Here is a 13,597-nt window from a genome sequence, read left to right on the forward strand (position 1 = left end):
GAATATGATTGCGTAGTGGGGGTAAGCGGGGGGAAAGATTCCCATATGATAGTCAAGCGACTTATGCAAAATCATCAAGTCAAAAACCCCTTGCTTATCACTACTTATGATGAATCTACTCGCACACAAGCAGGAGCACATAATCTCAATAATATTTCAAGCTTTTTTGATGTGGATCATATAATCTATCGCTACAAGCCACAAACATGCAAAAAAGAGATGAGAGAATGCTTTGAAAAGCACCTTAACCCCTATATGCTAGCAGAGCTAAGGCTAGGGAGCTTTGAGAGTGAGGTGGTCAAAATGGCTAGGGCTTTTGGAGTGAGAGATGTATTTTATGGAGAGGATGCTGCCTTTGAGTATGGCAGTAGCAGAGAACTTGAGATATTGCACAAACAAAGCACAAAAGATATGAACTTTATCTTTATGGGTGCAATTTATCCATATGGGTATTTAGATTCAATGCATGAGGCAAGGAGCGTGGGTTTTAAGGATTTAGAGGATTTCCACGAATGGTATAGACAAGGTGCAGTGGAGCATTTTGCGCAAATTGATAGCATTGGCTACATGGTGCAGTATTGGTGTAAGTTTGTAAAATTTGGCGCACAACGTACAACGGATATGGCGACAAGACTTTGCAGGGAAGGGGCTATCACGCGGGAGCAAGCGTTAATTTACATTAATGAGCTAGATCATATACTTGACCCATTGGCAAAGCATGACATTTGCCAAACAATGCAGATAAGCCAAAAGCAATTTGATAGTATCGTAGATAAACATGCCAATACCCAAATTGTCAAAAAAGATGCAAATGGGGTGTGGAGACGGATAAAAACCATTGTATAGCTTTTTAAGCACAATGAGCGTTAAGGGGAGTGATAAGGGGATAAAGCCTTTTTTGTGAAAATTTCTGTTTAAGTCACTAGTGGCTCTTGTAGCAATTCTTCACCCTCTTAGGAGGTTTCAAAATGACAACCTAATCCCTTGCAAAAGGGTTAAGTCTATAAGGGCAGCCAAGTTTGTCATATCTTAGCCTGCATAGCAGGCGAAGAACCTCTGTGGGAATCACCAGCAACTCTATCTCTCTTGCCATGTCTTTGGCGAAGCCGAAGAATTCACGTGGGTTTTTACTAGAGACTCTACCACCTTGTCATTCTGAGGGAGTGGTAATGACCGAAGAATCTCTTTTAGCGACTAGTGATTCTTGCAGAGATTCTTCGGTCGCACTTCGTGCTCCCTCAGAATGACAAGCTAACGGATTTTCTAGTAAATGTAAAAGAGATTCTTCGGGCATAAAGCCCGCAAGACATGACAAAGTAACTGCCTTTCTAGTGTTTCTGTTAAGGAGTCTTTAGCGGATAAGAGAGATTCTTCGCCTGTTTCACAGGCTCAGAATGACAAACTTACCACCTTACCACACAGGTGAAAAACCAAAACCACCCAAAAAAGGTAAAAAGTCAAAAATAGTGCCCCCCGCAGGGCTTTAGGCGGTATGTGTGAATTGATTTCACACAAACCAAGACATCAAATCAAATAGAATCAAAAGTAGTCTTTATTTGCCTTAAAGCAGGGCTATATCGCTTCTGCTGTGATATATCTCCCGTTAGTCCGCCAGAGTGGATAAAGACTAATTCCTTGCCTCTAAAATCATTTAAATGCTCATAAATCACACAAAAAGCAGGGCTATCATACACTAAATCACACCTTAAATGAAATTGCTTAAGATATGCCCTCATCTCCCATATCACGCTTTTGGGCTTGGCAAAAGCAAAGGGGGAGGAGAGAATCTCCATTTGCCCTACTCCATAAGCCCTAGCCTTATCCCTAAGCTCCGCTTCACTCCCCGCACAATTAATAGCCACCAATGTCGCCTTGGGGAAAAGGGCTCTAAGAGCCTTTTGCAAAGTGATAACCCCTACCCCACTCCCACTTGTATAAAAAACTACAGGATTTCCTCCTATGCTTGAGCTAAGCTCATCTGCAAGGGAGTGCATACCCGGGAGGCTAAGCTCGTATGTGCCCCCTTGTGGGATCAAAAGGGCTTGGGGAGTAAGGAGGCTTTTCGCATAAAGGGCTAAAGATTGAATCGAAGTGCCTTGAGGTAAAGTATATGCTTGCATACCCCATTTTAAAGCATAAGCAAGGTTACCACTAGGGGTTTGGCTAAAAGATGGCATAACATATTTAAACACCACCCCCTGAATATGTGCAAGATATGAGAGGGCAAACATCGCATTGCTTTGATTCCCCCCATAGCTTATCCAAGTGCTATAAGGAGACTTTTTAAGCAAGGAAGCAAATTTGCGCGCTTTATTGCCATTGCAATATGGGTGAATTAAATCATCGCGCTTGATATAAAAATGGCGGGAGAAAAGTTGCTTAGATTCTATAATCGAGCGGGAGAAATCAAGCATTACTTGCCTAAGCAAAATGTGCTAAAAAGCCTATCAAGTAATTCCCTATCTTCATATGGATGTGTGATGTCATTTAAAGATTCTATAGCGTCTCTTATGCAGTATGAAAAGAGCTCCAACTCGCCATTATGCAGTACTAAATGAGCTTGAGATAGGGAATCTAGGGCATTTTTAAGGCAGGAGAGTGCATGAGCGGAGCTAAGGATAATCTGCCCATTTCCGGCTTGGCTACTAAGGAGTGCTTTTAAAGATTCTATAATCTTTTGCACACCTTGTGTTTGCACACTTAGCTTTAATACATAGGGAAGAATGGCTTTAGGATAGGAGCAAAGATGGTGTTTTAACACCTGCTCATCATACATTGGGGGCAAATCTGCCTTATTAGCAATGAATAATATATGCTTTTCACTATAGCCCTTTAGCATTTCTAGCACTTCTTTATCTTTACTATCAAGGGGAGATGAGGCATCAAAAAGGGCTAAGATGATATTACTTCGCTCTAATGCCTCTTTAGTTTTATTGATACCAATACGCTCGATTTCATCATCGCTTTGGCGAATGCCCGCAGTATCGACTATGCGCACCAAGGCGCCATTAATATGGAGGCTTTCTTCAATGGTATCCCTCGTAGTGCCCTCTATATCACTCACAATGGCTCGCTCATACATCAAAAACGCATTAAGCAAAGAGCTTTTGCCTACATTAGGCTTACCTATGATACTCAATGTATAGCCATTGATAAAATCAGATCTAGCAAGCGAGATTTCATACACCTCCTGCAATTTACCCCTTAGTTGCTCTAAACGCGTACTCATAGCCTCTTTATAGTCTTCTTCTACCTCTTCGGAGTAATCAATATTCACCTCACTAAAAGCAAGAAGCTCTATCATAGCCTCACGCATTTGCCCTATAAAAACGCTCACCTCGCCCTTAAGCTGGCGCATAAGTATTTTATTTGCCTCTAGACTCTGTGAGTGAATAAGTCCGCTCACAGCTTGAATCTGAGCTAAATCCATTCTCCCGCCTAAAAAGGCACGTTTAGCAAATTCTCCTGCTTGGGCGATTCGCGCACCATAGCACAAGCAGAGCTGCATAATCGCCTTCGCACCAATAACCCCACCATGGCATTGCACTTCGCAAACATCTTGAGTCGTATAGCTATGTGGAGCAGGAAAATATAAAATAATAGCTTCATCAATGGGGGTATTATCTTTATCATAAATAGAACATAAATGTGCATATCTGGCTTTAAGATTTTCTCTATGTGTAAGCTTTAGGGCAATGCCATAAGCCTCCCTCCCGCTTAAGCGCACGATGCTAATCGCCCCCACCCCTAAGGGAGTGGCAATAGCCACTATCGTGCTATCGTCTAAAATCGTTGATGATGATATATTTCTCATCAGCCTCATTTTGTCGCACGGAGACATATTTATCGGGGAATATCTCGCGTAATTTATTTAGCGCAATATACACCAAAACCCCATCGAGCACTTTTGTTTGTGCCTTGCCATTAAGCTCAACAAGGCGGACAACATCTCTCAAATACAAATCAATCATTTCTTCTTGGTTTTTTAAAAATTCTGCAATCTCTAGTTTCAATGTATAGCCATATTTTGGATTAATCCAATTAAAGAGTAAATACGAGAGTGCCTTATAGCGATAACCCCGCTCACCAATAAGGAGCGCACAATCACGTCCATCAATATACACATAAAGCACATTATCATCTTCTAAGCGCACTTCAAATTTATTAATATCAAAGGGCAGGAGAGAAAAAAGCGATTCTATTTCATCGCGGATACGTTTTACATTTGCCATATCTTGCTCTATATCTCGCACTTGTGTATTTTGCTCTCCCCATATCTCTGCTTGTGGCTCTTCTATATGGGCTTCCTTTTCCTTGATAGAATCTGAAAATTCTTCTTTTAACTCTTTTTTTACTTTTGGCTCTTTTATTTGCTTGCGTGCTGTCTCATTGGGTTTAGAGAGAAGCTTTGTATCAACAATAATAATTGCCTCCTTCTTTCCTAAGCCCAAAAAACCATTACTAGGATTTTGCACCACTTCATATTCTAAATCCGCTACGGAACAACCAAGCTCTGTTGAAGCCTCAATAAGAGCTGCCTCCAAGCTTTTTGCTATAATTTTTTTCATTTCCCCCCCTTTTTTTCTTTCTCTCTTTCCTTATAAGTGTGTGGGTGATTTATCTCATGATGTTTGCTAATCTCCTTTTCTTTGCGTTTTTGCATAACTCTATTTAAAAGCACTTGCTGAATGATAGAGAAGACATTATTAACCGTCCAATACAAAACAAGCCCCGCAGGGAAAGGAAAAATAATAAAAAATAGAGCAAAAATCAAAGGCAACATTTTAAATATTTTTTCCTGCATAGGGTCTGTAAAGTTTGATGGCGTGAGTTTTTGAGAAACATACATACTTAAGCCCATAAGCACAGGGAGCACAAAATATGGGTCAATGGCAGATAAGTCATCAATCCACAAAATCCACGCCGAACTCTTTAGTTCAACAGCATTATGAAGCACACGATAAATGGCGAAAAACACAGGAATTTGCAACAATAAAGGCAAACAACCCCCGATAGGATTCGCCCCATGCTTTTTATATAAATCCATCATATGCATTTGAAGCTTTTGTGGGTCATCTTTATAACGCGCTTGAAGCTCTTTCATTTTCGGGGCTAGGTCTTTAAGCTTCTGCATAGAAACCATACCCCTATACGTGAGAGGATAAAGCACAATACGCACTACAAGCGTTAAAAGCACAATTGCCCAACCCCAATTCCCACATAATCCATAAAAATACTCTAAAAGCACAAAAAGTGGTTTAGCAAAAAAGGTAATACGTCCATACTCCACGACATCTGTAAGGCTATCTTCAATACTTTGTAATTCTTTATAAAATTTAGGTCCTATATAGCCAGAAAAGCTTGCATTCCCCTCAAAACGCACAAATGGCATAGGATTATGTGCATTATCTCCGCTTAAAACCACATATAAACCTTGTGAATCATCGCTAAAAAACAAGCTTGCATAATACCTATCCACACTCGCCACAAAGCTTGAATGAGCCACATCACTAGCCTTCTTAGCAAGATAATCACTGCTTGCATCGCCATCTTCAATTTTTGTCAAAACACCATCAATACTGCTGCGAGTAAGCACGCCTCTAAAGGCATACGTATCGGTATCTGCACTTGGGCGCATACCATTACTCACAAAATACTCTATGGAGGGATTATTAATTTCTATACGCACTTTATATGAAAGATTGGGATAGAAAGTGAGATGTTTTTTTAGCACTACTTCCCCAAGATTCTGTGTAAGGGTAAGGCTAAGAGGGGAATCTTGCATAAACAAATCTGTAGCACTTGCACTATAAGGGGTATCAAACGCCTTTTTATTTAAAGCATTATCGCTAAAACGCACTTCCATAGTATGCAATGGAGAATCCCCAAATAAAGGGAGCTTTTGCAATGGCTCTTTATGTGGAGATTTCATACCCAAAGCTTCACCTATGATACTAAAAAGGCTCTTTTGCTCATTATGTGTGAATTTCTTATCCTTTAAATAAACCTGCTTCACTCGCCCTAGCGCGTCAATTTCAATCTCAAAATTATCTGATTGAATGCGGGCGATAATGCGCTTTTTAAGGGATTGCGTGCTATCTCTATAGCTATCATCAACCTTAGGCTCTTGCTTGCTTTGCGGTGAGGTGTGAGAGGTAGAGGGAGAAAGTGGTGTGTGTGTAGAATCTGCATTGTTTATTTGAGTGGAAGCCTGCGCTTTTGGTGCCTTAGGAGTTTGTGGGAAAAAGTAGGCATAGAGTGCAAAAAATGCAATAGATAAACCCACTGCAATAAGCACACGTGAAAGCGACATACCGCTATCTTGTTCATTTGGACGATACATAACATTACCTTTAGAAAAATGACTTAATGATATAAACTTGCAGGTTGTAAGCTTTGTCAAATGGAGGCATTATATCTAAAAAACTTCTATTTGTAGTAGGGATAAGCCAATATTCTACCTTTTTGGGCGTGAATGTAATATGACGGAGGCAAAGCCTCACCTTAGGGTAAGCAATGCCCCCTGCAAAAAGTTGGTTACAACGTAAAAGACGCAGGCAAGACTTAATAAAGGCAAAAAGAGGCTTATCAAAATAAAACAACCATAAGGCATATTGCGAACAGCTAGGATAATAGCGACAAGCCCCGCGGGTTAGTGGAGAGAGATACTTCTGGTAGCATTTAATAGCCCCAATACATACATAAGATATTATCTGCTGCATTTTGTGTCTTTCTTATGATTTTGCCTTGAAGTGTGGAGAAACATATCTTGCACCTTAGAAAACGCAAAGAGCAAATCTTGCTTTAATCGCAAAAACTCTACAGAAGCAATACCCTCTCTTGCGACAATAACAAATATAAATCCCTTATACATTTGCCTATTTTCATACACAATAGCCCGAATGCGTCTTTTGAGCAAATTGCGTTTATTTGCCTTGCCAATTTTACGCGAAACACTTAGCCCCAAATAGACTAAGGCTTGGCGAGATTGAATGAGTTGGAGGGTTTGCTTATCTTTAATATGAGGGGGTTTATAATGCGGTATCTTCAGCGCATAAAGCAAAAAATGCTTATGAAAAAACCGCTTGGCGTTTTTATAAATAAAGTCAAATTCTACCTTTGTTTTCAGAGAATCTAACTTCATTCAAATAATGCCTATACAGAAAGTCTTTTGCGACCTTTCGCTCTTCTTGCGTTAATAACACGGCGCCCGTTTTTTGTCTGCATTCTCACACGGAACCCATGAGTGCGCTTCCTTGGGGTATTATGAGGTTGATAAGTTCTTTTCATGCTTTTAGCCTTCACAATGAGATTTAAAGCCGCAGATTATGCCCTTGTGTTGCTTAAAGATAGGTTATTTTATGGCAAAATCCTTGCTAATTTCTAGAATCTTGAGTAAATCTTTATTTGCCTTTGTAATTACCCTAAACTCCACACGTCTTGACTTCTCCTCATCTTCAAGCGGTTTGGCAAAGGATAATCCATTTGCGCGAAACACCTTAATAAGCCAATCTTTATGAGGGTTGATACTCTGCAAGTTAAAGCAATATTTCAACACTTCTAATGCCCTAGCCTGTGAGAGCTCTGCATTCCCAAGATAACGTTCCTCAAGCGTATTGGCTGAAAACCAGCTTTGTGAAGTGTGCCCTTCAATACGAATTTCCTCAATATTATCTACAAACTTCTCTAAAGAGAGAATCTTCACATATCGCGGAAAAAAATCATCTAAAATATCCTTGAAACGTTTTTTAACTTTCTTATCTCCTGTGTCAAAAAGCGTAGCAGGCTCATTAAAGCGAATAGTATTATCCTCATCAATATGTGCATCCCAATTTTTTAAATCCTTGCTAAATTCTTTTAATAACGCCTCATAAAGCTCTTGGCGCAAGTCAGAATAATTCCTAGCAATGCTACTCATTGATTCATTAATCTCTAAAAGTTTTTGATTTTGAATCTTTAAATCTTCTTGAGTTTGCTGGGTAATAAGCATAAAAGACACCATAATGAGCAAAAAAATCATCATAATGCCTGCCATCATATCAGAAATGCTAATCCATTGATTATATTTCATAGCCTGCCCTTATTGCCTAGAACCTATCATTTCACGCACACGGCGTAAAAACCACTCATAATTTTCCCTAAAATTCTCCATATTCGCACTCATTTGGGTATCAAGTGTTTCAAATGTGCTCTTAATCTCTTTTTGCAAGGATTTATTACCCTCTACATTTTCATTAATAATATTGCGCACATTGCGATAAAGCTCAATTAACTGCATACTATTGTGCTGAATCTGTGTATTTAAATTCCCCAAATGTGAGATGAGATTATGCTGCAAATCCCCAAAATCCTTTATAACTTCTTGACTCATCTCTTTAGGAATACCTATAGAATCTTTAGTAAGCTTTTGCATAATCTTTAAATACTCACTGCCAAGCTTTTTGAGAAAGCCGCTTATATGCTCATATTGACTTTTAGCAAAGCCATCACTCTTTAGGGCTAGCTCGCTTAAGGTCTCTAGGCGGCTTTTAAGCATATCTTGCTCTTTTTGCAACACACTATCCATATTGGTATGTATAAGGCTAAAGTAATGCTCTTGCAGGCTTTTCATATCTTTTGTCATATCTTGCATAATCACTTCATTATGCGAGCTAAGATAAGAAAGGCTAGATTCTAAACTCTGCACAATAGCTGTATGGTTTTTAGCTATATGCTCCCTTAAGCGTGCAAATTCTGCGGCATTTTCTGTGCTAGATTCTCTATTTTGTGTGATATTTTCCTCTAAAAGTGTGCTTAAATGCGTTAAATGCGTGCTGGCATTATTGGCAATTTGCTCAAAGAACGCACTACCTAGCTGCGCAAATTGATTGCATTGGGCATTAAAATTTGACATATAGGTATCAAAAAGTGTGTTGATATTATCTTGTGCCATAGTGGAGCTTTGGCTAAGAAATGCTTTAAACGACTGGATATTCTCCCCTATATGGCTATCTAAATGCTTCAAATATAAATCCATATTATCCTTTAGGGTATGCACTTGCTTACTTCCCTCCTCTTGGAGTGAGTTAAGAGATTGGCTCGCTTGTGTAAAAAACCTATCCATATTGCCCAAACACTCTTGTGCGTGCTCACCAAGCGTAGCGACTTCATTTAGCTTTGCTTCAAGCACATCGCCCTTAAGCTGCATATCCTCTATAAGCATTAACGTTTTATTATAAAACTCCATAGCGCTTCTCTTCTCTGCTATGGTAGATTCTAAAGTCGCTTGTGTGCGCTCCATAGCAGTGGCACTCTCACTTAATGTCTTTTGCGTTTGTATCAATAGTCCTTGTGTGTCTTCAATACTTTGCTTATAGTTCTCCTGCCACGTTAAAAGCCTCCCCACCGCATTATTTAGCTCTTTAAAATTCTCACCAAATTGATCTTGCAAATTTTGATTAAAATCTCTAATAACTAGCTCCAAAGCCCCAATAAGCTCCTTAGAAGCACCCAAAGCAAGCTGCTTAATGGCTAGCTGTAATGAATTATCAATCTTATACAAACCCTCTTCTAAGAGCTTGTTTGTGGCATTATTTGCGCTTTTTATATCTGCTGCACTAGGGAGATTAAGGACTTTATGATTAAGTGCTTCTATACCTTTGAGATAGTTTAAATTCTTTGCTTGTAATAAAAGATAGTCTATATTCATATCTTGCGCACTTTTCACACCCTTTGCTCTTTGAATGATTGATAGCACGATGGCTAATCCCATACCCAAAATAGATGTATAAAAGGCAGTTTTTAACCCCTCTAAGAGCAAAGGTACAGAATCTTGTAACGCAAGGGTATCAAACCCCATAAGCCCTACAAAAACCCCCACAAATGTCCCAAGCACACCTGTGCTCATAATAATGGCTTTAAAGTCTTTATGCGTGGGCTCGCCAAATGTCTTAAAATCCCACACAAATAACCACAACATAATAAGAGTAAAGCATATATTAATGAGCCAATTCACTTCCTGCATTTCTCCTCCTTAAAGTCAAATTATTGTGGCAGAATTATTTTTTCTCCGTAGTAACATACACATCATGGATACCCATATCACGCAAGATAGTAGTTACCTCAAGGAAAAACTCCAAATCACTCTGCCTATCGCTTGTAATGATAATCTGGCTATCTTTATCAAAAGAACTCACTTGTGCTTTTAACTCCCCTAAAGAGAGCGGCTTATCATCAAGATAAAAATGCCCCTCTTTATCAATGGTAATACGATGAGATTGCTTTTGTTGATTACTCCCCTCTGTTTCTTCAAGGCGCGGGACATCAACTTGAATTTGAGAGCGCATAACAAATGAGGCACTGGTAAGAATAATCACCAACAACACCAGCATAACATCAATAAAAGGAATAAGATTAAGGGAATCTATCTTTTTCACACATCATACCTTGTTGGGCTTTTAGATAAAGGCGTATGGGCAATATCCCAAAGTGTGAGTATCACCTCTGCTTTACGTAATAAAAAATTATAAAACACAATAGAAGGTATAGCTACCAAAAGCCCTGCTGCAGTGGCTTTAAGCGCAAGAGCAAGCCCGCTCATAATGCTTTGAGTATCTATAAGGGTATTTGAACTCATCTCTACAAAAGTTACCATAATCCCAAAAACCGTCCCCAATAAGCCAATGTATGGCGCATTAGAAGCGATAGTCGCAATAAGTGTAAGACGTTTGTGCAAGCAAAGCTCTAAGATTCTTTTATCTTCAAAGTCTTTTACATTTATCTTAGAATACACCCATAAACGTTCCATTGCCACCCCCAAGACCACAATGCTCAAAAATAGCAAAAACCCAAGCACACTATAATCTAGCACTTCTTTCATCATTCCTCCTAGAGCTTTTTACCATAATCTTTCATATTTGCCCTTGCTTCACGCTCTAGCATTTTTTTCTTTATACTTTGACGCTTATCATAGAGCTTTTTGCCTTGCACAAGTGCGATAGATAGCTTGATTTTATTTCTTGCATTGCAATAAATGTTTAATGGAACTATACTTAGAGACTGCTGGCTTAGCTTGCCAAAGAGCTTATCTATCTCTTTTTTATGCAAGAGAAGTTTGCGAGGGGCACGTTCATTTGGCTTAAAATACGCATAAGTATGCTCTAAAAATGAAATATGGGCATTCAACAAAAAGGCTTCGCCTTTAATGATTTTCACAAAACTATCTTTCAGATTCACTCTCCCCGCGCGAATGCTTTTTACCTCACTCCCTACAAGCACAATCCCCGCTTCTAAAGTCTCTAAAATCTCATAATCAAAATAGGCTTTTTTATTTTTCGCAATGATTTTATGCTGCATTTTATGCCCTTAACCTAAAAAAGCTACTCCCGCTCCCGCTAAAATACCATTCACTCCCAAGCTCGCTAGCAATGTCTTTTAACGCTGGATAGAGCGCAATAGCAGGAGAAAATAAATCATTCATCTCCTCTTTTGGAATGCCTAGAGATAGCAGGTGGGCACTTTGGGAGCTAAGCCACTCTTGTGGGGGATTACTATAGTTTATACATCGCTCTTTTATCAAAGTCCCATAGCGTTGATATACCTTTGTGCTATCACAAAATATTGGTGGGGTATAAATCTCATAAAAAAGCGGAGATTCTATAAATGGCTCGATTTGCTCTCCTCTCCCGCTTACATTGGCACTGCTCTCTCCACTTGCAAAAAAGCTCACATCAGCGCCTATATCTCGGGCGATTGCTAAAAGCTCGTTCTCTTTTAATCCAAGGGCTAAAAACTCATTTACAGCTCGAAGAAATACCCCCGCATTCGCACTCCCCCCGCCTAATCCAGCACCTTTGGGGATAGACTTTTGCACTTCAACCCCAAGCGATTCTAAACGTTCTGCCTCCTTTGCGTGGGCTAAAAGATATGCTTTGAGGGCACATTTTGCCTTGAATATAAGATTTTCCTCCATATCGCAGCCAAAATCCCCCTTAAGGGTAAAAGATTGGCTTTTGCTTAACTCCATTTCATCATAAAGTGCGCCTTTAGCTAGCACAAAACGCGAGCAAAGCTGATGATAGCTCCCATCATGCCCGATGATTTTCAAAAAAATATTTAGCTTTGGATAGATAATATAGCTCACTCTTGCCTCTATTGCTTTGCTTTAATAAGGGAGTGAATATGCGTGAGAGTTTGCTTATCTGTGGTTTGTGAGGCTTGTTTATTCGCACTTGCAATAGCTTCTTTAAGCTCACCGCGTAAGATAATACAAGATTCCGGTGCGCAAAAGCCCAAACGCACGCTTCCTTTGTCAATAGAGATAATCTTAATCTCTATATCATCACCTATCATTACGCTATCATCTTGCTTACGTGAGAGTATCAACATGCCCTATCCTATTTACAATATATTCTATACTGCCATCACCAAAAACTTCAATTATAGAGAAAAATTCCTCAAAACACACTATATATTTTCCTTTTTGGGTATTTTTTAGCACAATCTTTTTGCCATTTGCTATATCATCTCTATGTTTATCCATATTTTCAAGCCTGCCATAAGGGAGATAATCTAAAGGATTTAATATCTTAATACCCTCACTTGCTTTTACACTCATCGCCCCCTCACTGATACGCTCTAAACTTGATAGCGCGCCTAAAGTGCCTAATCTCTGGGCTATCATCTCCCCAATACTTCGCACATAAGCCCCCTCGCTCACACTCACTTCAAAGCTTAAAAATGGGTGAGCATACATTAAAAGCTTTATATCATAAATACACATTTCTACCTTTGGAAGGCTAAATTCCTCCCCCAAACGTGCTAACATATATGCCCTCTTGCCATCAATATGCTTCGCACTAAAAGCAGGCGGGGTATAGGTGATTTTACCCCTTAAGGATTCTAAAACTTGCTCTATATCTGCTACAAAATAGGCTGGTGGCATATCTATAGAGGTGATATGCTCAATATCTAGGCTTTTTGAATGCGCTCCAAGCCACAAAGTAGCCCTATATATTTTTGGGGTTTTTTGCAGATGCGCAAAAAGCCGCGTATAACTCCCAAAGCCCACCACAAGTGTGCCTCTTGCAAATGGATCTAATGTACCTAAAAATCCTGCTTTTGATAGCTTAAAATGCCTTTTAAGCCTTGTGAGATAGGCATTTGAGCTTATAAATGCAGGTTTATACGCTGCTATGAGTAATGAAGTATGCAAATATAATCCTTTTTAATAATTGTAACATGTCTCTTTAGAATCGCTAGACAATCCGCCCCTCTTGTCATTCTGAGGGGAGCAAAGCGACCCGAAGAATCTCTCTTATCCGCTAAAGACTCTCTAAACGAGTCACTAGAAAGGCAGTTAGTTTGTCATGTCTATAGCGAAGCGAAGAATCTCTAAACGAGTCACTAGTCGCCCACAGAGATTCTTCGCCCTCTAATGAGGGCTCAGAATGACAATAGGATTGGGATTCTTCGTTTTCTTGCGAAAGCTCAGAATGACAATGAATCCCAAACGTCTTTTAGCAGTGAGACACGCTCTCACTGCGATAAAATTAAATCGCACGAAGTGCCACCTCTTAAAGCGTCGTCGGGGCGGGGGATATATAAGGGGGAGGGAGCG

The 13,597-nt window shown here is 39.6% G+C and carries 18 protein-coding genes; 2 read left to right on the forward strand and 16 right to left on the reverse strand.

What is annotated here, in order from left to right; all coding sequences use genetic code 11:
* Positions 1 to 846 (forward strand): adenine nucleotide alpha hydrolase family protein (locus tag CQA63_RS08775; protein ID WP_244916290.1); only part of this gene is annotated, 846 nt, incomplete at its 5' end.
* 304 nt (positions 847 to 1,150) lie between these two features.
* On the opposite strand, the gene CQA63_RS09935 is transcribed toward CQA63_RS08775, so the two are convergent.
* The 16 genes from CQA63_RS09935 to truB all read right to left on the reverse strand — a co-directional run bounded on the left by CQA63_RS09935 (position 1,151) and on the right by truB (position 13,192).
* Positions 1,151 to 1,315 carry a hypothetical protein gene (locus tag CQA63_RS09935; RefSeq protein WP_158655473.1) on the reverse strand — a complete coding sequence of 55 codons (165 nt, stop codon included), beginning with the start codon at positions 1,313 to 1,315 and terminating at the stop codon, positions 1,151 to 1,153.
* A 214-nt stretch (positions 1,316 to 1,529) separates the two neighbouring features.
* Complete coding sequence (locus tag CQA63_RS08780) at positions 1,530 to 2,414, reverse strand: pyridoxal-phosphate dependent enzyme (RefSeq protein ID WP_104699989.1); 885 nt, start codon at positions 2,412 to 2,414, stop codon at positions 1,530 to 1,532.
* Positions 2,414 to 3,814: a tRNA uridine-5-carboxymethylaminomethyl(34) synthesis GTPase MnmE gene (mnmE, locus tag CQA63_RS08785; protein WP_104699988.1), complete on the reverse strand. Its 1,401-nt coding sequence runs from the start codon at positions 3,812 to 3,814 to the stop codon at positions 2,414 to 2,416. The genes CQA63_RS08780 and mnmE overlap by 1 nt, the downstream gene beginning before the upstream one ends.
* Entirely contained in the window at positions 3,777 to 4,568 is a 792-nt protein-coding gene (locus tag CQA63_RS08790; protein ID WP_104699987.1) for a Jag N-terminal domain-containing protein, read from the reverse strand. The genes mnmE and CQA63_RS08790 overlap by 38 nt, the downstream gene beginning before the upstream one ends.
* Positions 4,565 to 6,343 carry a membrane protein insertase YidC gene (yidC, locus tag CQA63_RS08795; RefSeq protein WP_104699986.1) on the reverse strand — a complete coding sequence of 593 codons (1,779 nt, stop codon included), beginning with the start codon at positions 6,341 to 6,343 and terminating at the stop codon, positions 4,565 to 4,567. The genes CQA63_RS08790 and yidC overlap by 4 nt, the downstream gene beginning before the upstream one ends.
* 10 nt (positions 6,344 to 6,353) lie before the next feature.
* Positions 6,354 to 6,722: a membrane protein insertion efficiency factor YidD gene (gene yidD / locus CQA63_RS08800; RefSeq protein ID WP_104699985.1), complete on the reverse strand. Its 369-nt coding sequence runs from the start codon at positions 6,720 to 6,722 to the stop codon at positions 6,354 to 6,356.
* Entirely contained in the window at positions 6,710 to 7,144 is a 435-nt protein-coding gene (gene rnpA / locus CQA63_RS08805; RefSeq protein WP_104699984.1) for a ribonuclease P protein component, read from the reverse strand. The genes yidD and rnpA overlap by 13 nt, the downstream gene beginning before the upstream one ends.
* Positions 7,145 to 7,155: 11 nt before the next feature.
* On the reverse strand, positions 7,156 to 7,290 hold the full coding sequence (gene rpmH, locus CQA63_RS08810; protein ID WP_104699983.1) for a 50S ribosomal protein L34: 135 nt from the start codon (positions 7,288 to 7,290) through the stop codon (positions 7,156 to 7,158).
* Between the two features lie 64 nt (positions 7,291 to 7,354).
* Positions 7,355 to 8,071: an OmpA/MotB family protein gene (locus CQA63_RS08815; protein ID WP_104699982.1), complete on the reverse strand. Its 717-nt coding sequence runs from the start codon at positions 8,069 to 8,071 to the stop codon at positions 7,355 to 7,357.
* A gap of 9 nt (positions 8,072 to 8,080) precedes the next feature.
* On the reverse strand, positions 8,081 to 10,003 hold the full coding sequence (locus CQA63_RS08820; RefSeq protein WP_104699981.1) for a hypothetical protein: 1,923 nt from the start codon (positions 10,001 to 10,003) through the stop codon (positions 8,081 to 8,083).
* Positions 10,004 to 10,037: 34 nt separating this feature from the next.
* Entirely contained in the window at positions 10,038 to 10,415 is a 378-nt protein-coding gene (locus tag CQA63_RS08825; protein WP_104699980.1) for a biopolymer transporter ExbD, read from the reverse strand.
* Positions 10,412 to 10,858, reverse strand: a complete 447-nt coding sequence (gene exbB / locus CQA63_RS08830) for a TonB-system energizer ExbB (protein ID WP_104699979.1) — start codon at positions 10,856 to 10,858, stop codon at positions 10,412 to 10,414. The genes CQA63_RS08825 and exbB overlap by 4 nt, the downstream gene beginning before the upstream one ends.
* A gap of 8 nt (positions 10,859 to 10,866) precedes the next feature.
* Positions 10,867 to 11,334: an SsrA-binding protein SmpB gene (smpB, locus tag CQA63_RS08835; RefSeq protein WP_104699978.1), complete on the reverse strand. Its 468-nt coding sequence runs from the start codon at positions 11,332 to 11,334 to the stop codon at positions 10,867 to 10,869.
* A 1-nt stretch (position 11,335) separates the two neighbouring features.
* Positions 11,336 to 12,121: a 4-(cytidine 5'-diphospho)-2-C-methyl-D-erythritol kinase gene (locus tag CQA63_RS08840; protein WP_104699977.1), complete on the reverse strand. Its 786-nt coding sequence runs from the start codon at positions 12,119 to 12,121 to the stop codon at positions 11,336 to 11,338.
* A gap of 8 nt (positions 12,122 to 12,129) precedes the next feature.
* Complete coding sequence (locus CQA63_RS08845) at positions 12,130 to 12,366, reverse strand: carbon storage regulator (RefSeq protein WP_104699976.1); 237 nt, start codon at positions 12,364 to 12,366, stop codon at positions 12,130 to 12,132.
* Entirely contained in the window at positions 12,347 to 13,192 is an 846-nt protein-coding gene (gene truB / locus CQA63_RS08850) for a tRNA pseudouridine(55) synthase TruB (RefSeq protein ID WP_104699975.1), read from the reverse strand. The genes CQA63_RS08845 and truB overlap by 20 nt, the downstream gene beginning before the upstream one ends.
* A 222-nt stretch (positions 13,193 to 13,414) precedes the next feature.
* Here truB and CQA63_RS09565 point away from each other — a divergent pair.
* Positions 13,415 to 13,597 (forward strand): hypothetical protein (locus CQA63_RS09565; RefSeq protein ID WP_147288773.1); only part of this gene is annotated, 183 nt, incomplete at its 3' end.

The sequence above is a fragment of the Helicobacter marmotae genome, assembly GCF_003364255.1.
Classification (GTDB): domain Bacteria; phylum Campylobacterota; class Campylobacteria; order Campylobacterales; family Helicobacteraceae; genus Helicobacter_C; species Helicobacter_C marmotae.

Excerpts from the sequence above, each read along its gene's own strand:
- rpmH (WP_104699983.1), bottom strand. The coding sequence starts at position 7,290 with ATGAAAAGAACTTATCAACCTCATAATACCCCAAGGAAGCGCACTCAT.
- exbB (WP_104699979.1), bottom strand. The coding sequence starts at position 10,858 with ATGAAAGAAGTGCTAGATTATAGTGTGCTTGGGTTTTTGCTATTTTTG.
- yidD (WP_104699985.1), bottom strand. The coding sequence starts at position 6,722 with ATGCAGCAGATAATATCTTATGTATGTATTGGGGCTATTAAATGCTAC.
- CQA63_RS08820 (WP_104699981.1), bottom strand. The coding sequence starts at position 10,003 with ATGCAGGAAGTGAATTGGCTCATTAATATATGCTTTACTCTTATTATG.
- smpB (WP_104699978.1), bottom strand. The coding sequence starts at position 11,334 with ATGCAGCATAAAATCATTGCGAAAAATAAAAAAGCCTATTTTGATTAT.
- yidC (WP_104699986.1), bottom strand. The coding sequence starts at position 6,343 with ATGTATCGTCCAAATGAACAAGATAGCGGTATGTCGCTTTCACGTGTG.
- rnpA (WP_104699984.1), bottom strand. The coding sequence starts at position 7,144 with ATGAAGTTAGATTCTCTGAAAACAAAGGTAGAATTTGACTTTATTTAT.
- CQA63_RS08790 (WP_104699987.1), bottom strand. The coding sequence starts at position 4,568 with ATGAAAAAAATTATAGCAAAAAGCTTGGAGGCAGCTCTTATTGAGGCT.
- CQA63_RS08845 (WP_104699976.1), bottom strand. The coding sequence starts at position 12,366 with ATGTTGATACTCTCACGTAAGCAAGATGATAGCGTAATGATAGGTGAT.
- CQA63_RS08780 (WP_104699989.1), bottom strand. The coding sequence starts at position 2,414 with ATGCTTGATTTCTCCCGCTCGATTATAGAATCTAAGCAACTTTTCTCC.
- mnmE (WP_104699988.1), bottom strand. The coding sequence starts at position 3,814 with ATGAGAAATATATCATCATCAACGATTTTAGACGATAGCACGATAGTG.
- CQA63_RS08815 (WP_104699982.1), bottom strand. The coding sequence starts at position 8,071 with ATGAAATATAATCAATGGATTAGCATTTCTGATATGATGGCAGGCATT.